This window comes from Kitasatospora sp. NPDC054768 (assembly GCF_053612025.1).
Genome location: NZ_JBSHBN010000013.1, coordinates 52,445 through 76,603, shown reverse-complemented (window position 1 = coordinate 76,603; position 24,159 = coordinate 52,445). Strand labels below are relative to the sequence as shown.

The following is a 24,159-nucleotide window of genomic DNA, read 5'->3' as shown; positions in this document are numbered from 1 at the left end:
CACAGCAGCAGCACCCGCCCGCCGACCGCGTGACGCCACCGCGGTCGGCGGGGCCCGGCGTGCCCTGCGCACACGCCTGCCCATTCTTCTGGAGGTACCCCCATGTCCCGTCGCGACGGCGACGTCCTTCCCCTGACCGCGGCCCAGCGCGAGATCTGGCTGGCCGAACAACGCTCCCGGACGGCCATCCCGGGCTATCGCGTCGGCGAGTGCCTGGAGATCCACGGGCCGGTGGACCCGGAGTCGTTCGAGACCGCGCTGCGCCGGGTGGTCGACGAGGTCGACGCCCTGCACGTGAGCTTCGTCGACGACGGCGAGGGCCCGCGGCAGGTCGTCCGGGAGACCTGGGACTGGGCGCCGGCCCACCTCGACCTCAGCGGGGAACCCGCTCCCCGGGCGGCGGCCATGGAGTGGATGGAGCGGGACCTGACGCGCCCGCTGGACCTCGCCCGCGACCCACTGTTCGGCCACGCGCTGATCCGGCTGTCACCGACGGAATTCCTCTGGTACCTGAACTACCACCACGTCGTGCTGGACGCGTTGAGCAGTGCCCTGGTCCGGCAGCGGGTCGGCGAGGTGTACTCGGCGCTGGCCGAGGGCGGCCCGGTGCCGCCGTCCCCGTTCGGTTCGCTGCGGGAGCTGGTCGACAGCGACGCCGCCTACCGCTCGTCCGCCGACTTCGCCGCCGACCGCGCCTACTGGACGGAGCGGTTCGCGGACCGGCCGGCACCGACGAGGCTCACCGACCGGTCCCCGACCGACCCGAACCTGGCCCTGCGCCTGCGCGAGGAGCGGGAACTGCGTCGCCCGGACGCGCTGCGGGCGGCGGCGGGACGGGCCGGTGTCCGCTGGTCCCGTCTGGTGATCGCGGCGACGGCGCTCTACGCGCACCGGCTGACCGGCACCCAGGACGTGGTGCTCGCGCTTCCCGTGACGGCCCGTCGATCCGCCGACCGGGACCTGATGTCGGTGCCGGGCACGATGTCCAACGTGGTGCCCCTGCGGCTGACCGTGCGCCCCGACATGCGCTGGCGCGAACTCGTCGACCAGGTGGCGGGGGAGGTCGAGGCGGCCGTCGCGCACGAGCGCTACCGGAGCGAGGACCTGCTGCGCGACCTCGGCGCGCCCGGCAGCATCGGCACGGCGTTCCCGCTGATCGTCAACATCATGGCCTTCAACTCCAGGCCGGGCTTCGGCGGGCACCCCGCCGCCGTGCACCACTTCGTGTCCGGATCGACCACCGACCTGGCGGTCTGGGTGTTCGACTACCGGGACGGCAACCCTCCGCTCCTCAGGCTCCACGGAGCACCGGAGGCGTACGGCGACGACGACCTCGCCGCGCACCAGCAGCGGCTGCTCGCGCTGTTCGACACCGTCGCGGACTGCGACCCGGACGACCTGCTGGGCCGGATCGAGCTGCTCACGGCCGAGGAACACGGCGAGCTGGCGGCCGTCGGCAGCGGGCCGGCGGCGGAGGTCCCGGCCACGAGCCTGCCGGAGCTGTTCCGGGAGCACGTGCGGGCGGCCCCGGACCTCGTCGCGCTGGTGTGCGGGGACGTCTCGCTGACGTACGCGGAGCTGGACGCGCGGGCGAACCGGCTGGCGCACGCCCTGATCGCCCGGGGCGCCGGACCGGAGCGGCTGGTGGCGGTGGCCCTGCCGCGCTCGGCCGAGCTGGTGGTGGCGATCCTCGCGGTGCTGAAGACCGGTGCGGCGTACGTCCCGGTCGACCCGGAGTACCCGGCCGCCCGGATCGGGTACCTGCTCGACGACGCGCGGCCGACGCTGCTGGTGACCGACTCCCGCAGCGGCGAGCGGCTGCCCGAGGCGGGTTCCGTCGACCGGCTGGTGCTGGACACCGCCGACCTGGACGGGCTGCCGGACACGGACCCGAGGGTGGCCGTCGATCCGGCACACCCGGCGTACGTCATCTACACCTCCGGCTCCACCGGGCGGCCCAAGGGCGTGCTGCCGACGTACGGCGGCCTGCTGAACCTGCTCACCGACCACCGGCAGGCCATGTTCCGGCCGGTGCTCGACGAGCGGCAGCGGCTGCGGGTCGCGCTGACCACGTCGGTGTCCTTCGACGCCTCCCTGAACCAGTTGCTCGCCCTGTTCGGGGGCCACGAGCTGCACGTCCTGGACCACGCGACCTGGACCGACCCGGACGCCTTCGTCGGCTACGCCGCGCGCTGCGGGCTCGACTACATCGAGGCCACCCCGTCCTACCTCCGGGTCCTGGTCGCGCACGGGCTGTTGAGCGATCCGCAGTGGCGGCCGGCGTTGCTCGCGGCGGGCGGCGAGGCCGTCCCCGCGCAGCTCTGGGCGGATCTGCGGGAGGCCGACGGGGTGCGCGGACTCAACCTCTACGGGCCGTCCGAGTGCACGGTCAACTCGGTCGTCGCGCCGGTGGGTTCGAGCCCGGTCCCGGTCATCGGCCGACCGGTCACCAACGCCAGGCTGTACGTGCTCGACAGCGCGCTGCGGCCGCTGCCCGCCGGTGTGCCGGGCGAGCTGTACATCGCCGGCGCCGGGCTGGCCCGGGGCTACCTGAACCGGCCGGTCCTGACGGCCGGGCGCTTCGTGGCGGACCCCTTCGGGCCGAGCGGTTCGCGGATGTACCGCACCGGCGACCTGGTGCGGCGGAGCCCGGACGGGAACCTGGAATTCCTCGGCCGCACCGACGACCAGGTCAAGATCCGCGGATTCCGGGTGGAACTCGGCGAGATCGAGGCCGTCCTGGTGGAGCACCCGGAGGTCGCCCGGGCCGCCGCCGTGGTGCGCACCGACGACGAGCCCCGGCTGGTCGGCTACGTCGTCCCCGCCGAAGGGCGGGCCGTCCGGTCGGACACCCTGCGGACCCGGATGCGGGAGCGGCTGCCGGAGTACATGGTGCCGTCGGCGTTCGTGGTGCTGGACGCACTGCCGCTGACGCCGAACGGCAAGCTCGACCGGCGGGCCCTCCCCGCGCCGGAGCAGACCGCCGCCGTCCCGGGCCGCGCCCCGCGCACCGCCACCGAGCACCTGCTCGCCGGGCTGTTCGCCGAGGTGCTCGGGGTGGCCGACGTCGGCTCGGACGACAGCTTCTTCGACCTCGGCGGGCACTCCCTGCTGGCCACCCGACTGGTCTCCCGGGTCCGGTCGGCCCTCGGCGTGGAGCTGAGGCTGAGCGACCTGTTCGACACGCCGACGGTGGCGGAGCTGGCGGCGGCGGTGGACGCCGCCGGCCGGGCACGGCCGGCCCTGGGGCGGCGGGAGCGGCGCGGGGCGGTCCCGCTGTCCTTCGCGCAGCGCCGGCTCTGGTTCCTGCACCGCATGGAGGGCCCGAGCGCCACGTACAACATCCCGCTGACGCTGCGGCTTGCCGGAGAGCTGGACCGGCGGGCCCTGGAGGCCGCCCTGGCGGACGTGGTCGAGCGGCACGAGAGCCTGCGCACGGTGTTCCCGGCGGTCGACGGCGTGCCGAGCCAGCGGGTGCTGGACCCCGACGCGGCACGGCCGAGGCTGCGGATGACCGAGGTCGGCGAGCGCGACCTGACGGACCGGCTGGCCGAGGCGGCCCGGCACGCATTCGACCTCGCCGCGGAGCCGCCGCTGCACGCCGAGCTGTTCCGGCTGGGACGGGAGGAGCACGTGCTCCTCCTGGTGGTGCACCACATCGCCGGTGACGGCTGGTCGACGGGGCCGCTCTCGCAGGACCTGACGACCGCGTACGCGGCCCGCTCCGCGGGGGCGAAACCGGAATGGGCGCCGCTGCCCGTCCAGTACGCCGACTACGCCCTGTGGCAGCGGGACCTGCTCGGCGACGGCTCGGACCCGGACAGCCTGCTGAACGGTCAACTGGCCTACTGGCGCGAGCAGCTGGCGGACCTTCCCGAGCAGGTGGAGCTGCCGTTCGACCGGCCCCGGCCGACGGCGATGTCCTACCGGGGCGCCCAGCTGCCGGTGCGGATCGACGCCGAACTGCACCAGGGCCTGCGTGCGCTCGCCCGGGACGGCGGGGCCAGCCTGTTCATGGTGCTCCAGGCAGGGCTGGCCGCGCTGCTGGGCAAGCTCGGCGCCGGCACCGACGTCCCGATCGGAACGCCGATCGCCGGACGCACCGACGAGGCGCTGGACGACCTGGTCGGCTTCTTCGTCAACACCCTGGTGCTGCGCGCCGACCTGTCGGGCGACCCGTCCTTCACCGAACTGCTCGGCCGGGTGCGCGCCGACGCGCTCGCCGCGTACGCGCACCAGGACGTGCCGTTCGAGCAGCTGGTGGAGGCGCTGAACCCGTCCCGGACGCTGGCGCACCACCCGCTGTTCCAGACCATGCTCGCCCTGCAGAACGCTCCGCTCGGCGCGTTCGAGCTGCCGGGGCTGCGGGTGGCGACCGATCTGGTCCAGACCGGGACGGCCAAGTGCGACCTGACCTTCGTCCTGGCCGAACAGCCCGACGGTCTCTCGGGCGTCCTGGAGTACAGCACCGACCTGTTCGACGAGGCCACCGCCGCCGGGATCGTCGAGCGGTGGCTGCGACTGCTGCGGGCCGCGGTCGCCGACCCCGGTCGGCGGATCGGCCGGGTGGACGTGCTGTCCGCCGACGAGCTGAGCGCCTTGCTGACGGCCGGCGAAGGCCGGGACGGCGAGCTGCCGGAGACCGGCATCCCCGCGCTGTTCGAGCGACAGGTCCGGGCGAACCCGGCCGCGGTCGCGCTCACGGACGGCGAAACCAGCCTGACGTACGGCGAGTTGAACACCCGGGCCAACCGGCTCGCGCACGCCCTGATCGCCCGCGGGGCGGGGCCGGAGCAGTTGGTGGCGCTGGGCCTGCCGCGCTCGGCCGAGCTGGTGGTCGCGATCCTCGCGGTGCTCAAGGCCGGCGCCGCGTACGTGCCGGTGGACCCGGAGTACCCCGCGGCCCGGATCACCTACCTGCTCCAGGACACCCGGCCCGCGCTGCTCGTGACGACCGGCCGGATCGGCGACCTGCCGGGCGCGGAGGCGGTGGACCGGCTGCTGCTGGACACCACCGACCTGGACGGGCTGCCGGACACCGACCCGGAGGTCGCGGTCGATCCCGCCCACCCCGCCTACGTCATCCACACCTCCGGCTCCACCGGCAACCCCAAGGGCGTCGTGGTCCCGCACCGGAACGTGGTGCGGCTGTTCGCCACCACCCGGGAACTGTTCGGTTTCTCCGCCGAGGACGTCTGGACGCTCTTCCACTCCTACGCCTTCGACTTCTCGGTGTGGGAGCTGTGGGGCGCGCTGCTGCACGGCGGCCGGCTGGTGGTCGTCGACCACGAGACCAGCCGCTCGCCCGGCCGCTTCCTGGAGCTGCTCGCCCGCGAGCGGGTGACGGTGCTCAACCAGACCCCGTCCGCCTTCCACCAGCTGATCCAGGCGGATCAGGAGACGAGGCCCGAACTCGCCCTGCGCACAGTGGTGTTCGGCGGAGAGGCGCTGGAGCCCGCCCGCCTCGCGGGCTGGTACGAGCGGCACCCGGACGACGCGCCGCGGCTGGTCAACATGTACGGCATCACCGAGACCACGGTGCACGTCACCCACGCGGCGCTCGACCGGTCCGGCACCCCGGCCGGCCAGATCGGGACGGCCGTCCCGGACCTGCGGACGTACGTCCTCGACGACGGCCTGCGTCCGGTCGCCCCGGGCGTCGCGGGCGAGCTGTACGTCGCGGGCCCGGGCCTGGCACGCGGCTACCTGAACCGGCCCGGCCTGACCGCCGGGCGGTTCCTCGCCGACCCGTTCGGACCGGCCGGCTCCCGGATGTACCGCAGCGGCGACGTGGTGCGCCGGGCGGCCGACGGCAGCCTGCGCTACGTCGGCCGGGCCGACCAGCAGGTGAAGGTGCGCGGCTTCCGGATCGAGCTCGGCGAGATCGAGGCGGCGCTCGCCGCACACCCCGGCGTCGCCCAGGTCGCCGTGCTGGCCCGGCAGGACCGCGCCGACGACACCCGGCTGGTCGCCTACCTGGTGCCCGCCCCGGGCTCCGCGCCGCGCCCGGCCGAGCTGCGCGCCCACCTGGCCGGACGGCTGCCGGAGTACATGGTGCCGTCGGCGTTCGTGGCACTGGACTCGCTGCCGCTGACCGGCAACGGGAAGCTGGACCGCCGGGCTCTGCCCGCTCCCGACCTCGCCCCCGCGGGCACCGGCCGCGCGCCGCGCACCCCGCAGGAGCAGGTCCTCTGCGAGCTGTTCGCCGAGGTCCTCGGGGTGGCCGGGGCGGGCGTCGAGGACAGCTTCTTCGACCTGGGCGGGCACTCGCTGCTGGCGACCCGCCTGGCCGCCCGGGTCCGCGCGACCCTGGGGGTGGAGCTGGAGCTGCGCACCCTGTTCGAGACCCCGACCCCGGCCGGCGTGGCCTCCGCCCTGACGGGTGCCCGCCGGGCGCAGCTGGCACTGGCACCTTACCCGCGGCCCATGGGGGCACCTCCCGGCCGTCAAGGCGGGGGGAGGATCCCGCTGTCGTTCGCGCAGCGGCGGCTCTGGTTCCTGCACGAGCTGGAGGGTGCCGGCGCGAACTACCACATCTCGCTGGCCTGGCGGTTGTCCGGGAACCTGGACCGGCGGGCGCTGGAGGCCGCCCTGGCGGACGTGGTCGCCCGGCACGAGAGCCTGCGCACCGTCTTCCCGGCGGTGGACGGCGTGCCGCACCAGCAGGTGCTGGACGTCGTGGCGGGCCGCCCGCGGCTGGACGCGAGCCGGACCACCGAGGCCGGGCTGCCGGGCGTGCTGGCGACCGCGAAGGCCCGGCCGTTCGACCTGGCCGTCGATCTGCCGCTGCGCGCCGGCCTGTTCGAGCTCGGACCGGACGAGCACGTGCTCCAGATGGTGTTGCACCACATCGCCGGCGACGGCTGGTCGCTGGGCCCGCTCACGCAGGACCTGACCGCCGCCTACGCGGCGCGCTGCCGGGGTGAGGAGCCGCAGTGGGCGGAGCTGCCGGTCCAGTACGCCGACTACGCCCTGTGGCAGCACGAGCTGCTCGGCGACGCCACCGACAGCGACAGCCCGTTCGCCCGCCAGGCGGCCTACTGGACACGGCAGTTGGCCGATCTGCCGGAGCAGCTCCGGCTGCCCGCCGACCGGCCCCGCCCGGCCGTCGCCTCCCACCGGGGCGGCTTCGTGCCGGCCGGGCTGGACGCGGAGCTGCACCGCGGACTGCGCGAGCTCGCCCGCGTACACGGGACCAGTCTGTTCATGGTGCTCCAGGCCGGGCTGGCGGCGCTGCTGAGCAAGCTCGGTGCGGGCGACGACATCCCGGTCGGCAGCCCGGTCGCCGGCCGGACCGACCAGGCCCTCGACGAGCTGGTCGGCTACTTCGTCAACACCCTGGTGTTCCGTACGGACACCTCGGGCGATCCGACGTTTGCCGAGCTGCTGGGCCGGGTGCGGGACACCGCGCTGGCCGGGTACGCCCACCAGGACCTGCCGTTCGAGTACCTCGTCGAGGCCCTCAACCCGGCGCGGTCGCTGGCGCACCACCCGCTGTTCCAGGTGATGCTGGTGCTGCAGAACGCTCCCCGGGCCGACTTCGCCCCGCCCGGGCTGCACGTCCGCGACATGCCGCTGACGACGACCACCGCCAAGCTCGACCTGATCTTCACGATGTCCGAGCGGCACGCGGAGGACGGTTCCCCGGAGGGGATCGACGGGTTCGTCGAGTACACCAGCGACCTGTACGACCCGGCCACCGTCGAGACGATGTTCGAGCGATGGGAGCGACTGCTCCGCGCCGTGGTCGCCGACCCGCGGCGGCGGCTCAGCCGGTACGGTCTGCTCTCCGCCGCGGAGCACGGCGACCTGACGGCCCTGGGCACCGGACCGGACGTGGAGCTTCCGGCCGCGAGCCTGCCGGAGCTGTTCCGGGCGCAGGTGCGGGCGACGCCGGAGCTGGTGGCGCTGGTGTGCGGAGACCTCTCGCTGACCTACGCGGAGCTGGACGCGCGGGCGAACCGGCTGGCGCACGCCCTGATCGCCCGGGGCGCGGGGCCGGAACGGCTGGTGGCGGTCGCCCTGCCGAGGTCGGCCGACCTGGTCGTGGCGATCCTCGCGGTGCTGCGGACCGGGGCGGCCTACGTCCCGGTCGATCCCGAGTACCCGGCCGCCCGGATCGCCCACCTGCTCGACGACGCACACCCGGCCCTGGTGGTGACCGACGCCCGGACCCGGGACGGGCTCCCGGAGGCCGGGGCGGCCGGATGGCTGGTGCTCGACGACCCGGCGACGGCCGCCCTGGTGGCCGACTGCCCGGAGACGGACCCGCTGGTCGCCATCGACCCGGGGCACCCGGCCTACGTGATCTACACCTCCGGCTCCACCGGCAGGCCCAAGGGCGTGGTGTCGACCCACGGCGGCCTGCTCAACCTGTTCGCCAACCAGCGGCAGCTGCTGTTCCCGCGGCGGACGAGGGAGCGGCTGCGCATCGGGCTGACCACCTCGGTGTCGTTCGACGCCTCCTGCGACCAGTTGTCCAGCCTGTACGCGGGCCACGAGCTGCACGTCCTGGACGAGGCGACCTGGTCCGACCCGGACGCCTTCGTCGACTACGCCGCGCGCGCCGGGCTGGACTACGTCAACGCCACCCCGTCCTATCTGCAGGTGCTCGTCGCACGGGGGCTCCTGGACGACCCGGGGCGCCGTCCCGCGGTGGTCTCGATGGGCGGGGAGGCCGTTCCGGACCAGCTGTGGGACCGGCTGCGGGCCGTCGAGGGCGTGTCCTGCCTGAACTACTACGGGCCGTCCGAATGCACGGTGGACGCCCTCGTGGCACCGCTGGGATCGAGTCCGCGCCCGGTGATCGGCCGGCCGCTCGGGGGCATCCGGCTGTACGTGCTCGACAGCACGCTGCGGCCGGTGCCCGCGGGCGTGGCGGGCGAGCTGTACCTCGCCGGAGCGGGCCTGGCCCGCGGCTACCTGAACCGGCCGGGGCTCACCGCGGGGCGCTTCGTGGCGGACCCGTTCGGTCCGGGCGGCACGCGGATGTACCGCACCGGCGACCTGGCGCGCTGGGGCGCCGACCGGAACCTGGAGTTCCTCGGGCGTACGGACGACCAGGTCAAGGTGCGCGGCTTCCGGATCGAACTCGGCGAGGTCGAGGCGGCGTTGGCGGAACACCCGCAGGTCGCCCAGGTCGCGGTGACCGTCCGGGAGGACCGGGCCGGGGACGCGCGGCTGGTCGCCTACCCGGTGGCCGTCACCGGGGCGGAACTCCGGCCGGAGGAACTGCGGGCACACCTGCGCGAGCGACTGCCGGACTACATGGTCCCGTCCGCCTTCGTGCCCCTGGGGAGCCTGCCGCTGACCGCCACCGGCAAACTGGACCGGCGCGCGCTGCCCGAACCCGTCCACACCGCGCCGAGGACCGGCAGGGTCCCGCGCACCCCGCCGGAGCAGGTCCTCGCGGAGCTGTTCGCCGAGGTGCTGGGCGTGGCCGAGGTCGGGGCCGACGACGACTTCTTCGACCTCGGCGGGCACTCCCTGCTCGCCACCCGGCTGGTCGCCCGGGCGCGTGCCGCCCTCGGGGTGGAACTGGAGCTGCGCACCCTCTTCGAGACGCCGACGGTGGCCGGGCTGGCCGCCGGGCTCGGCGGGGCCGCCCGGGCCAGGCCCGCGCTGCGCCGCGCGGAGCGGCCGGCCCCGGTCCCCCTCTCCTTCGCGCAGCGACGGCTCTGGTTCCTGCACCAGCTGGAGGACGCCGGCTCGGTCTACAACATGCCGTTGGCGTGGCGGCTGACCGGTGAACTCGACCGGACCGCCCTGCAGATGGCGTTCGGCGACGTCGTCGCCCGGCACGAGAGCCTGCGCACGGTCTACCCGCAGCTCGACGGGGTTCCCCGCCAGGAGGTGCTGGACGCCGGAACGGCCCCACCCCGGCTGGCCGTCACCCGGGTGGGTGAGGCGGACCTGACGGAGCTGCTGACGGCGGCCGCGGCGCGCGGATTCGACCTCGCCACCGAACCGCCCCTGCGTGCCGAGCTGTTCGAGACGGCACCGGACGAGCACGTGCTGCTGGTGGTGATGCACCACATCGCCGGGGACGGCTGGTCGCTGGGCCCCTTGTCCGCCGACCTGGCCACCGCGTACGCGGCCCGCCGCCGGGGCGAGGAGCCGCGGTGGGCGCCGCTGTCCGTCCAGTACGCCGACTACGCCCTGTGGCAGAACCGGCTGCTCGGCGACCCGGCCGACCCGGACAGCCTGTTCGCCCGCCAGACGGACCACTGGACGCGGACGCTGGCCGACCTGCCGGAGCAGATCAAGCTCCCCGCCGACCGCCACCGCCCCGCGACCCCCTCCTACGCCGGCGGGCACCTCGACGTCGAACTGGACCCCGACCTGCACGCCGGCCTGGTCCGGCTGGGCCGGGAGCACGGCGCCAGCGTCTACATGGTGCTGCAGGCCGCCCTGGCATCGCTCCTGGACAAGCTCGGCGCGGGCACGGACATCCCGGTCGGCAGCCTGATCGCGGGCCGGACCGACGAGGCGCTGGACGAGCTGGTCGGCTTCTTCGTCAACACCCTGGTGCTGCGCACCGACACCTCCGGCGACCCGTCGTTCGCCGAACTGCTGGGCCGGGTCCGGGAGGACGCGCTCGGCGCGTACGCCCACCAGGACCTGCCGTTCGAGCACGTCGTCGAGGCCCTCAACCCGTCCCGGTCACTCGCCCGTCAGCCGCTGTTCCAGGTGCTGCTCGCACTGCAGAACGTGCCCCGCACCGAGTTCGCGCTGGACGGTCTGGACGCCGGGATCCTCCTGGTGCGCACGCCCACCGCGATGTTCGACCTCGGCTTCCACCTGCTGGAGCACGGTGGCGCCGGCGGGCCGGCCGAGGGCATCGTCGGCCGGGTCGAGTACAGCACCGACCTGTTCGACCACGCCACGGTGGAGACGCTGCTCGCCCGGTGGCTGCGGCTGCTGGCGGCGGTGGTCGCCGAGCCGGACCGGCCGCTGAGCCGGATCGACGTCCTCACCGCCGAGGAGCGGCACGAGCTGCTGGTCGCCCGCAACGACACCGCCGGCCCGGTCCCCACGGCCGATCTGCCCGCGCTGTTCGAGGCGCGGGTCCGGGCGACCCCGGAGGCCCCGGCCGTGGTGTTCGAGGACACCGAGCTGACCTACCGCGAGCTGAACCGCCGGGCCAACCGCCTGGCCCACGCGCTGATCGCCCGGGGGGTCGGACCGGAACGGACCGTCGCCCTGCGGCTGCCGCGCTCGGCCGAGCTGGTGGTCGCCGTCCTGGCGGTGCTCAAGTCGGGCGCGGCGTACCTGCCGGTCGACCCGGACTACCCGGCCGCCCGCATCGCGTACATGCTGGAGGACGCGGGCCCGGCCGTGGTGCTCGACGACCTCGCCGCCGTCACGCCGGACGGTGACCTGCCGGAGCACGATCCGGCCGTGGCCGTGGACGGGCGCCGTCCCGCCTACGTCATCTACACCTCCGGCTCCACCGGCCGCCCCAAGGCCGTCGTGATGCCGGCCGCCGGGCTGCTGAACCTGTTGGAGTGGCACCACGAGGCCGTCGGCGGCGAACCCGGCACGCGCACCGCGCAGTTCACCGCGATCAGCTTCGACGTCTCGGTGCAGGAGGTGCTGTCCGCGCTGCTGTACGGCAAGACCCTGGTGGTGCCGACCGAGGAGCAGCGCCGCAGCGCCGAACTGTTCGCCCACTGGCTGGACCGGCACGAGGTGGCGGAGCTGTTCGCGCCCAACCTGGTGGTCGAGGCACTGGCCGAGGCCGCCGAGGAGGCCGGGCTGGAGCTTCCGCACCTGCGGCTGGTCGCCCAGGCCGGTGAGGCGATGCGCCTCGGCGGTGCCGTGCGCCGTTTCCAGGCCCGTCGGCCGGGACGGGTGCTGCACAACCACTACGGGCCCGCCGAGACCCATGTGATCACCGCCTACTCGCTGCCGTCCGACCCCGCCGACTGCCCGCTGCCGGTGCCCATCGGCCGTCCGATCGCCAACTGCCGGGTGTACGTGCTGGATGCGGCGCTGCGACCGGTCGCCCCCGGGGTGCTGGGCGAGCTGTACCTGGCCGGGGCCGGGCTGGCCCGCGGCTATCTGAACCGGCCCGGGCTCACCGCCGGGCGCTTCGTCGCCGACCCGTACGGTCCGGCGGGCACCCGGATGTACCGCACCGGCGACCTGGTCCGTTGGCGCGCCGACGGCGAGCTGGAGTTCGCCGGCCGGGTCGACCACCAGGTGAAGGTGCGCGGGTTCCGGGTCGAGCCGGGCGAGATCGAGGCCGAGCTGACCGCGCACCCGGACGTCGCCCAGGTCGCGGTGCTCGCCCGGGAGGACCGGATCGTCGCGTACGTCGTCCCGTCGGCCGGGAGCGGGGCGACCGCGGCGGCGCTGACGGCCTACCTGCGCGGCCGGGTGCCGGACTACCTGGTGCCGTCCGCGTTCGTGCTGCTGGAGGCGCTGCCGCTGACGCCGAACGGGAAGCTGGACCGGGTGGCGCTGCCCGCTCCCGAGGCCACGACCAGGGAGGCGGGCCGGGCGCCGCGCACGCCGCAGGAGCAGATCCTGTGCGAGCTGTTCGCCGAGGTGCTGGGCCTGGCCCGGGTCGGAGTCGACGAGGACTTCTTCGCGTTGGGCGGGCACTCCCTGCTCGCCACCCGGCTGGTCTCGCGGGTCCGGGCGACCCTCGGGGTCGAGCTGGAGCTGCGCGCCCTGTTCCGGCGGCCGACGCCCGCCGGGCTGGCGGCCGGGCTGCACGACGCCGGTACCGCGCGGCAGGCCCTGGTTCCCCGGCCCCGCCGCGAACCGATGCCGCTGTCCTTCGCCCAGCGCCGGCTCTGGTTCCTCCAGCAGTTCGGGGCACCGAGCGCCACCTACCACATGCCGCTGGCCCTGCGGCTGAGCGGCGACCTCGACCGGGACGCGCTGAGCGCCGCGCTCACCGACGTGCTGGCCCGGCACGAGACCCTGCGGACGGTCTTCCCGCACACCGCGGGCATTCCGCACCAGCGGGTGCTGGACCCCGCCGAGGTGCCCGTCCCGCTGGCCGTGCGCGCGGCCGCCGAGGCGGAGGTGCCCGCCCTGCTGCGCGACGCGGCGGTGCGCGGCTTCGACCTGACCTCGGACGTGCCGCTGCGGGCGGAGCTGTTCGCGGTCGCGCCGGACGAGCACGTGCTGCTGCTGGTGATGCACCACATCGCCGGGGACGGCTGGTCCATGGGCCCGCTGGCCCGCGACCTGGCCACGGCCTACGCCACCCGGCGGGGCGGCGGGGCGCCGACCTGGCCGCCGCTGCCGGTGACGTACGGCGACTACACCCTGTGGCAGCACGAGATCCTGGGCGACGAGCAGGACGCCGACAGCGTGTTCGGCCGCCAGGTCGCCTACTGGACACAGGCGCTGGCCGGGCTGCCCGAGCAGCTGCGGCTGCCCGTCGACCGGCCGCGCCCGGCCACCATGTCGTACGGCGGCGACCTGCTGGAACTCCGGATCGACGCCGAACTGCACACGGCGCTGGTGAAGTTGGCGCGACGCTCGGGTGCGACCCTGTTCATGGTGCTGCAGGCGGCGCTGGCGGCGCTGTACACGGGGCTGGGCGCGGGGACGGACATCGCGATCGGGAGCCCGGTCGCGGGGCGCACCGACGAGGCGCTGGACGAGCTGGTCGGGTTCTTCATCAACACGCTGGTGCTGCGGACGGACACGAGTGGCGATCCGAGCTTCGCCGAACTGCTCGGGCGGGTGCGGGAGACGGCGCTGTCGGCGTACGCCCACCAGGACGTGCCCTTCGAGCACCTGGTGGAGGCGCTCAACCCGTCCCGGTCGCTGTCCCACCACCCGCTGTTCCAGACCGGGCTGGTCGTGCAGAACGCGCCGGGCGGCGACTTCGACCTCCCCGGCCTGCGGGTCTCCGGGATGGCCGTGACCACGGGCACCGCGCGGCTCGACCTGACCTTCGGGTTCGCGGAGGAGTACGGGCCGGACGGTGCGCCGGCCGGGCTCAGCGGTGCGGTCGAGTACAGCACCGACCTGTTCGACCGTGCGACGGTCGAGACGTTGGTCGCCCGCTGGACCAGGCTGCTGGCCGCGGTCGCCGCGGCCCCGGAACGGCGGATCGGCGGGATCGACCTGCTGTCCGTCGAGGAGCGCGCCGAGCTGCTGCCCGTCGTCGAGGACGGGGCGGCCGGGGTGAGCCTGCCGGAGCTGTTCGCGGCGCGGGTGGCGGCGACGCCGGATGCGGTCGCGCTGGTCTGCGGCGGCACCGAGCTGACGTACCGGGAGCTGGACGTCCGGGCGAACCGGTTCGCGCATGCGCTGATCGCCCGGGGTGTGGGGCCGGAGCAGGTGGTGGCGGTGGCGTTGCCGCGCTCGGTGGAAGCCGTGGTGGCCGTTCTGGGTGTGTCGAAGGCCGGGGCGGCGTATCTGCCGGTGGATCCGGCGTACCCGCAGGCGCGGATCGACTTCATGCTGGCGGACGCCCGGCCGGCTCTGGTGGTCGACGACCCGGCGATGGTGACCGGCGGAGACCGGCCGGACACTGATCCACTGGTTGCGCCCGACGTCCGGCACCCGGCCTACGTGATCTACACCTCGGGCTCGACCGGCCGCCCCAAGGGCGTCGTGGTCAGCCACTCCGGCGTGTCGGGCCTGGTGGCCGCGCAGGTCGAGCGGCTCGGCGTGGTGCCCGGCAGCCGGGTGCTCCAGTTCGCCTCGCCGAGCTTCGACGCGTCGTTCTGGGACCTGTGCAGTGCCCTGCTCAGCGGTGCCGCCCTCGTCCTGGCCCCGGCGGACGCCCCGCTGGAGGCGCTGACGGACCACCGGCTCGGCGTCACCCATGTGACCTTGCCGCCCTCGGCCCTGGCGGTGGTGGACAGTGCCGACGTCACCGCCACCACCCTGGTGGTGGCGGGGGAGGCGTGCCCGCCGGAGCTGGTGGCACGCTGGGCGCCCGGCCGGCGGATGGTCAACGCGTACGGCCCGACCGAGACCACGGTGTGCGCGACCATGAGCGACCCGCTGTCCCCGGGAGCGGGCGGTGTGCCGCCGATCGGCCGTGCGGTCGCCGGCTTCCGGGTCTACGTGCTGGACGAGCGGCTGCGCATCGTGCCGCCGGGGGTGGCGGGAGAGCTCTACGTCACCGGCCCCGGCCTGGCCCGCGGGTACCTCGACCGGCCGGGACTCACCGCCGAGCGCTTCCTCGCCTGCCCGTTCGGCCCGGTCGGTGCGCGGATGTACCGCACCGGAGACCTGGTGCGCCGGCGCGCCGACGGGGAGCTGGAGTACGTCGGCCGCGCCGACGACCAGGTGAAGGTCCGTGGCTTCCGGATCGAACTCGGCGAGATCGAGGCGGCCCTGGCGGGGCACTCCGCCGTCGCGCAGTCCGCGGTCCTGGCCCAGGACGACCGGCTCGTCGGCTACGTCACGGCTCGTCCGGACACGACCGTCCGTCCGGCGGAGTTGGCGGCGTACCTGCGCGAGCGCCTGCCGGACTACCTGGTGCCGTCGGCGTTCGTGCTGCTGGAGGCGCTGCCGCTGACGCCGAACGGGAAGCTGGACCGGGCCGCGCTGCCCGCGCCCGAGGCCGTGACCACGGCTGTGGGACGGGCACCGCGCACCCCGCAGGAGCAGATCCTGTGCGAGCTGTTCGCCGAGGCGCTGGGTCGCCCGCAGGTCGGGATCGACGACGACTTCTTCGACCTCGGCGGGCACTCGCTGCTCGCCACCCGGCTGGCCGCCAGGGTGCGCTCGGTGCTCGGCGTGGAGCTGGGGCTGCGCGCGCTGTTCCAGGCGCCCACGGTGGCGGGTCTGGCCGTGTCGTTGACGGAGGCCGGCAACGCCCGCCCGGCGCTGACCGCGCGGGAGCGGCCGGAGGCCGTACCGCTGTCCTTCGCCCAGCGCCGGCTCTGGTTCCTGCACCGCATGGACGGTGCGGCCGCGACCTACCACATCCCGCTGGCGCTCCAGCTGACCGGGACGCTCGACCGGGCGGCGCTGGACGAGGCGCTGGCTGACGTGGTGGCCCGGCACGAGAGCCTGCGGACGGTGTTCCCGGAGGTGGGCGGCGTCCCGTGCCAGCGGGTCCTGGACCCGGCCGAGGCCCGGCCCCGGGCCGGGTCGACCGAGGTATCGCAGGCCGAACTGCACCACCGGCTCGCCGAGTTCGCCCGGCGGCCCTTCGACCTGGCGGCGGAGCCGCCGCTGCGGGCGGAGCTGTTCGCGGTGGCGCCGGACGAGCACGTGCTGCTGCTGGTGATGCACCACATCGCCGGTGACGGCTGGTCGACCGGCCCGCTGGCCCGCGACCTGGCCGAGGCGTACGCCGCCCGGAGCGAGGGCCGTGCGCCGAGTCGGTCGAACCTGCCGGTGCAGTACGCCGACTACACGCTCTGGCAGCGCGACCTGCTCGGCGACGCCGCCGACCCGCAGAGCCGGTTCGCCGAGCAGCTCGACTACTGGAAGCGCCAGCTGTCCGACCTGCCGGAGCTGCTCCGGCTGCCCGCCGACCGGCCGCGGCCGGCCGTCGCGGGCCGGCACGGGGACCACGTCGGCCTGGAGCTGAGCCCCGAACTGCACGCCGCTCTGACCGAGCTGGCGCGGAACACCGGCACCAGTCTGTTCATGGTGCTGCAGGCGGCGCTGGCGGCGCTGTACACGCGGCTGGGCGCGGGCACGGACATCCCGATCGGGAGTCCGATCGCGGGGCGCACGGACGAGGCGCTGGACGACCTGGTCGGGTTCTTCGTGAACACACTGGTGCTGCGCACCGACACCAGCGGTGATCCGAGCTTCGCCGAACTGCTCGGGCGGGTGCGGGAGACGGCGCTGTCGGCGTACGCCCACCAGGACGTGCCCTTCGAGCACCTGGTGGAGGCGCTCAACCCGTCCCGCTCGCTGTCCCACCACCCCCTGTTCCAGACCATCCTGGCCGTGCAGAACGCCCCGATGGGCCGGTTCTCGCTGCCGGGACTGGAGGTGGCCACCTACGCGGTGGCCACCGGAACCGCCAAGTTCGATCTCGGGGTGAGCCTCGTCGAGCGGTTCGGCCCGGACGGGAGCCCGGCCGGGATCGTCGGCGCGGCGGAGTACGCCACCGACCTGTTCGACCGCTCGACGATCGAAGCCCTCGTGCGGCGCTGGACGCTCCTGCTGGAGGCGGTCACCGCCGATCCGGACCGGTCGATCGGCCGGATCGACCTCCTCGACGGCGACGAGCGGCACCGGCTGCTGGAGCGGGGCAACGAGACCGCCCGCGAGGTGGGCGCCGTCCCGGTGCCGCAGGCCTTCGCGGCGCAGGTGGCGGCGACGCCGGACGCGGTCGCCCTCGTCCGCGGCGACGTCGAGTTGACGTACCGGGAGGTGAACGCGCGGGCGAACCGGTTCGCTCACGCGCTGATCGCCCGGGGGGTGGGCCCGGAGCAGCTGGTGGCGGTGGCCCTGCCGCGCTCGGTGGAGGCGGTGGTCGCGGTCCTGGGCGTCCTGAAGGCCGGGGCGGCGTACCTGCCGGTGGATCCGGTGTACCCGCAGGCGCGGATCGACTTCATGCTGGCGGACGCCCGTCCGGCGCTGATGGTCGACGACGCCGCCATGGTGGCCGAGGGCGACTGGCCGGACACCGACCCGGACGTCGCACTCGACGTCCGGCACCCGGCCTACGTGATCTACACCTCGGGCTCGACCGGCCGCCCCAAGGGTGTCGTGGTCCCCCACGGCGGTGTCGCGAGCCTGGTCGCCGCCCAGATCGAGCGGTTCGCGATCGAACCCGGCAGCCGGGTGCTCCAGTTCGCCTCGCCCAGCTTCGACGCCTCGGTGTCGGAGATCTTCACCGCCCTGCTGCGCGGCGCGGCCCTGGTGCTGCCCCCGGCGGCGGACCCGGTGGCCGCGCTGACCGACCCGGGCCTGGCGGCCACCCACGCGACCGTGCCGCCGTCCGTCCTGGCCGCCGTGCCGGAAGGCTCGGTGGCGGTGTCGACCCTGGTCGTGGCGGGGGAGGCCTGCCCGCCGGAGCTGGTGGCCCGGTGGGCGCCGGGCCGGCGGATGATCAACGCGTACGGTCCGACCGAGACGACGGTGTGCGCGACCATGAGCGACCCGCTGTCCCCGGGGGCGGGCGTACCGCCGATCGGCCGGCCGATCGCCAACGCCCGGGTGTACGTGCTGGACGACCGGCTGCGGCCGGTGCCGCCCGGCGTTCCCGGCGAGCTCTACGTCGCGGGCGCGGGTCTGGCCCGCGGTTACCTGAACCGGCCGCGCCTGACGGCCGGACGGTTCGTCGCCTGCCCGTTCGGCCCAGCCGGGGATGGGCCCCTCTCCCCCAGCCTGGCGGCCGGGAGGTGCCCCCAGCCCGATGGCGGGCAAGGAGGGAGGATGTACCGCACCGGCGACCTGGTCCGCTGGCTCGGCGACGGGCAGCTGGAGTACGTCGGCCGCGCGGACGACCAGGTGAAGGTGCGCGGCTTCCGGGTCGAGCCCGGCGAGGTCGAGACGGCGTTGGCCGAGCACCCGGCCGTCGCCCGGGCCGCGGTCCTCGCCCAGGACGACCGGCTCGTCGGCTACGTCGTCCCTCGCCAGGAGGAGGCCCGCGACAGCGCCCTGGAAGCGGACCACGTGGGCGAGTGGCAGGACATCTACGACGCCCTGCCCATCGCTCCCGAGGACGCCGGCTTCGGCCAGAACTTCGTCGGCTGGAACAGCAGTTACGACGCGAGCCCGATCCCCGTCGAGCAGATGCGGGAGTGGCGGGACGCGACCGTCTCCCGCATCCTGGCCCTGCGCCCCCGCCGGGTGCTGGAGGTCGGCGTCGGTACCGGTCTGCTGCTCTCACAGATCGCACCGCACTGCGAGACGTACTGGGCGACCGACTTCTCCGCCACCGCGATCGAGGCGCTCACCGCCCAGGTGGCCGGGCAGGAGGACCTGGCCGGGCGCGTGGTGCTGCAGACCCGCCCGGCGCACGACACCGACGGGCTCCCGGCCGGGGAGTTCGACACCATCGTGATCAACTCGGTGGTGCAGTACTTCCCGTCCGCGGAGTACCTCGCCGACGTGATCGGGAAGCTGATGGGGCTGCTGCCCCCCGGCGGCGCGCTCTTCGTCGGCGACGTCCGCAACCTGCGGCTGCTGCGTCCGCTGGCCACCGCCGTCCAGTTCCACCGGGTCGGCGAAGGTGCGGACCTCACGGCGGTGCGCCGCGCGGTGGAGCAGGCCCTGCGGGTGGAGAAGGAGCTCCTGGTCGACCCGGACTTCTTCACCGCCCTGCGGGAGCACGGTACGGACATCGGCACGACGGCCGTCGAGGTCAAGCGCGGCCGCCACCACAACGAGCTGACCCGCTACCGCTACGACGTGACGCTGCACAAGCCGCCGGTCACCCCGACGGCTCCGGAGCGGTCCGTCGAGCTGGCGTGGGGGCGGCAGGTCGCCGGGCAGGCCGAACTGCGCGAGCTGCTCGCCCGGCCGTCCGGCGGAGTGCTGCGGATCACGGGGGTGCCGAACCGCCGCGTGACGCGGGAAGCCGCTCTGGCCCGGGCCGTGCAGAACGGGGACGGCTCGCTCGCCGAGCTGCTGGAACGGATGCACGCCCCGGAGGACGGCGGCCTCCCCGATCCGGAGGACCTCCACGCCCTCGGGTCGGAGTTCGGCCGCCCGACGGCCGTCACCTGGTCGGCCACCGCGGCGGACGCCGTGGACGTCGTCTTCACCGACCCCCGGGCGCTCCACGGCTCCCCGGTCGAGGCGTACCGGCCGGCCCGGGCCACGGGAGCGTCGCTGTCCTCGCTGACCAACCGCCCGACCGGCAACCGGGGCGCCGGCGCCCTCCTGGGCGAACTCCGCGACTGGCTGCGGGACCGGCTGCCCGACCACCTGGTCCCCTCGGCGTTCGTGGCGCTGGAGGCGCTGCCGCTGACGGCCAACGGCAAGCTCGACCGCCGTGCGCTGCCCGCACCGGACCTCGGCCCGGTCGCGGCCGGACGGGCGCCGCGCACCCCGCAGGAGCAGCTCCTCGCCGAGCTGTTCGCCGAGGTGCTCGGCCTGGCCCAGGTCGGCGTCGACGACGGCTTCTTCGACCTCGGGGGGCACTCCCTGCTGGCGACCCGCCTGGCCTCCCGGGTCCGGGCGGTCCTCGGCGCGGAGCTGGAGGTCCGGACGCTGTTCGAGACCCCGACCGTGGCCGGGCTGGCCGCCCGCCTGGACGGCTCCGGAGCTGCGCGGCCCGCACTGACCGCCCGGGCCCGCCCCATGGGGGCACCTCCCGGCCGTCAGGGCCGGGGGAGGGTGCCGCTCTCCTTCGCCCAGCGCCGCCTGTGGTTCCTGCACCGGATGGACGGGCCGAGCGCCACCTACAACATGCCGCTCGCGCTCAGCCTGACCGGCGAACTCGACCGCCCGGCCCTGCACGCCGCGCTCGCGGACGTGGTCGCCCGGCACGAGAGCCTGCGGACGGTCTTCCGCGAGATCGACGGCGTGCCGTACCAGGTCGTGCTGAGCGCCGCTCGGGCGCGCCCCGCACTGCCGGTGATGGAGATCGACGAGAGCGCACTGGCCGAACGGCTGGCGGAGACGGCCCGGCGCGGCTTCGACCTGGCCGCGGAGCCGCCCGTCCGGGCGGAGCTGTACGCGCTCGCCCCCGACCGGCACGCGCTGCTGGTCGTGGTGCACCACATCGCCGCCGACGGCTGGTCGATGGGCCCGCTCTCCGGTGACCTCGCCGCGGCCTACGCGGCCCGCTGCCGGGGCGAGGCCCCGCAGTGGTCCCCGCTGCCGGTGCAGTACGCGGACTACAGCGCCTGGCAGCGCGACCTGCTCGGGGACGCCGCCGACCCGGACAGCCTGTTCGCCCGGCAACTGGCCTACTGGAAGCACGAGCTGGCCGGCGTCCCGCAGCAGCTGCAGCTGCCCGCCGACCGGCCGCGGCCGCCGGTGGCCTCCCAGCGGGGCGACCGGGTCGCGGTCCGACTGGACGCGGAACTGCACCAGGCCCTGCGGGACCTGGCCGCCGCGCGCGGCGCCAGCATGTTCATGGTGCTCCAGGCCGGACTCGCGGCCCTGCTCACCCGGCTCGGCGCCGGCACGGACATCCCGGTCGGCAGTCCGATCGCCGGCCGTACCGACGAGGCGCTGGACGAGCTCGTCGGCTTCTTCGTCAACACCCTGGTGCTGCGCACCGACACCGGCGGGGACCCCGGCTTCGCCGAACTGCTCGGCCGGGTCCGGCAGAAGGCGCTCAGCGCGTACGACCACCAGGACGTGCCGTTCGAGTACCTGGTCGAGGTGGTCAACCCCGCGCGGTCGCTGGCCCACCACCCGCTGTTCCAGATCATGCTGGCCCTGCAGAACGCGCCGCTCGGCGAGTTCGCGCTGTCGGGGCTGGAGACCGGCCACCTGGAGGCGCCGACCGGGACCGCGCGGGTCGACCTGACCTTCAGCCTGGCGGAGCAGTTCCGCCCGGACGGGGCCCCCGACGGCCTGGTCGGCGCCGTGGAGTACGCCACCGACCTGTTCGACGCGCCCACCGTGGAGCTGCTGTTCGAGCGCCTGGCCCGTCTGCTGCGCGCGGCCGTCGCCGACCCCGACCGGCCGATCAGCCGGATCGACATCATGCCCGTCGAGGAACGCCGCCGACTGCTCGCCGGCTCCAACGGTGCCGCGGCCGAGCTGCCCCGGGCCGCGGTGCCGGAGCTGTTCGCCCGCCAGGTGCGGGCCACCCCGGAGGCGGTCGCGGTCGTGGCCGGCGGCACCGAGCTGACCTACGCGGAGCTCGACCAGCGGGCCGGCCGCCTGGCGCGGGCGCTGATCCGCCAGGGCGTACGGCCGGAGACGCCGGTCGCGGTCATGCTGGACCGCTCGGCGGAGCTGGTCGTGGCGATCCTGGCGATCATCAAGGCCGGCGGCGCCTACGTGCCGCTGGACTCGCGCTTCCCCTCCTCCCGGATCGACCTGATCCTGCGGGAGAGCGGGGCCGCCCTGGTGCTCACCCGGGAGGTGCTCACCGCACTGGTGCGGTCCGAGGCCGCCGATCCGTCCGACGTCGAAGTCCCCTGTGAACCCGGGCAGTTGGCGTACATCATGTACACCTCCGGCTCGACCGGCCGGCCGAAGGGCGTGGCCGTCACCCACCGTGACGTGGCGGGCCTCGCGCTCACCCCCGAATGGCGGGGCGGCGGACACGAGCGGGTGCTGATGCACTCCCCGACGGCCTTCGACCTCTCCACCTACGAGCTGTGGGTCCCGCTGCTCAACGGCGGCCGGGTCGTGGTGGCGCCGCCGGAGCAGCTCGACCTCGACCTGCTCCAGCACACGATCACCTCGCACGGGGTGACCGGACTGTGGCTCACGGCCGGACTGTTCCGCCTGGTCGCCGAGGAGCGCCCGGGCCTGCTCGCCGGGGTGCGCGAGGTGTGGACCGGCGGCGACGTGGTCTCCCCGGCCGCTGTCGCCCGGGTGCGGGAGGCCTGCCCCGGCATCGAGGTGGTCAACGGCTACGGGCCCACCGAGGCCACCACCCTGGCCACCTGGCACCCGGTGGTCGACCTCCCCGAACACGCCGCGACCGTGCCGATCGGCCGACCGATGGCGAACATGCGCGCCTACGTGCTCGACGACCGGCTGCGCCCGATGCCGACCGGCATGGTCGGCGAGCTGTACCTCGCGGGGACGGGCGTGGCCCGCGGCTACCTCGGGCGGGCCGGCCTGACGGCGGAGCGCTTCACCGCCGACCCGTACGGGCCGTCCGGCAGCCGGATGTACCGCACCGGCGACCTCGCGTCGTGGCGGACCGACGGCACGCTGGACTTCGCCGGACGCGCCGACCACCAGGTCAAGCTGCGCGGCCTGCGGATCGAGCCCGGCGAGATCGAGGCCGTTCTGGCGGGCTGCCCGGGCGTCGCCCAGGCGGCCGTGGTCGCCCGCGAGGACCGGCCGGGCGACAAGCGCCTGGTCGCCTACCTGGTGCCCGCCCCCGAGGGCGCGCCCGAGGCGGCCGAGCTGTCCGGCCGGCTGCGCCGCGACCTGCCCGACTACATGGTGCCGGCGGCGTTCGTCACCCTGGACGCGCTGCCGCTGACCGCCAACGGCAAGCTCGACCGGGCCGCCCTGCCCGCCCCCGAGTACGGGGCCTCGGACGCCGGACGCGGACCCCGGACGCCGCAGGAGCAGCTGCTGTGCGGTCTCGTCGCCGAGGTCCTCGGCCGGGAGCAGGTGAGCATCGACGACAACTTCTTCGACCTGGGCGGGCACTCGCTGCTGGCCGCCCGCCTGGCCTCCCGCGTCCGCGAGACGCTCGGCCTGGAGTTGGGCCTGCGCATGCTGTTCGAGGCGCCGACCGTGGCCGGTCTCACCGAGCGCCTGGTCATGGACAATCCCGACGACGCGTTGGACGTGGTGCTGCCGCTGCGTTCGACCGGGACCGGCACACCGCTGTTCTGCGTCCACCCCGGCGGCGGCATCAGCTGGTCGTACAGCGGACTGCTGAACCACCTCGGCCCGCAGCACCCGGTCTACGCCATCCAGGCGCGCGGCCTCGGCCGGCCCGAACCCCTGCCGACGTCCTACGAGGAGATGGCGGCCGACTACGCCGACCAGATCCAGAAGATCCAGCCGGAGGGCCCGTACCTGCTCCTCGGCTGGTCCGCCGGCGGGCTGATCGCCCACGCGCTCGCCTGCGAGCTGCAGTCGCGCGGCGAACGGACCGCACTGCTGGCGATCCTCGACGCCTACCCGGTGAAGGACGTGCAGTTCGCGGAGGTGCCGGTGCCCACCGTGCGCGACGTGCTCGTCGGGGTGCTCGACGTCGACCCGGACGAGCTGGGCGACCAGGAGATCACCTACGCCGAGGTTGCCGAGGTCCTGAACCGGCGGGGCAGCGCACTGGCCGGCCTGAACGAGCGACAGATCGAGGTGATCGTCGAGATCATGATCAACAACGCCAAGCTGGCGGTCGACTTCGTCCCCGGCAGGTTCGGCGGAGACCTGTTGCTGTTCAACTCCACGATCGACCGGGTCGAGGACAACGCGGGGCCCGCAATCTGGCGCCCGTACGTCGCCGGCCGGATCGAATCCCACGAGGTCACCACCCGGCACGACCGGATGACCCAAGCCGGCTCGCTCGCCCAGATCGGGCCGATCCTGGCCGCCAGGATCACCGAGGCGACCGGCGACACCGACGGCACCACCACCCTTTCCCACCAGGAGGACTGA

The 24,159-nt window shown here is 74.7% G+C and carries 1 protein-coding gene; it reads left to right on the top strand.

What is annotated here, in order from left to right; all coding sequences use genetic code 11:
* Positions 1-102 precede the first annotated feature (102 nt).
* Positions 103-24,159, top strand: a complete 24,057-nt coding sequence (locus ACWGKU_RS06355) for a non-ribosomal peptide synthase/polyketide synthase (protein WP_452178463.1) — start codon at positions 103-105, stop codon at positions 24,157-24,159.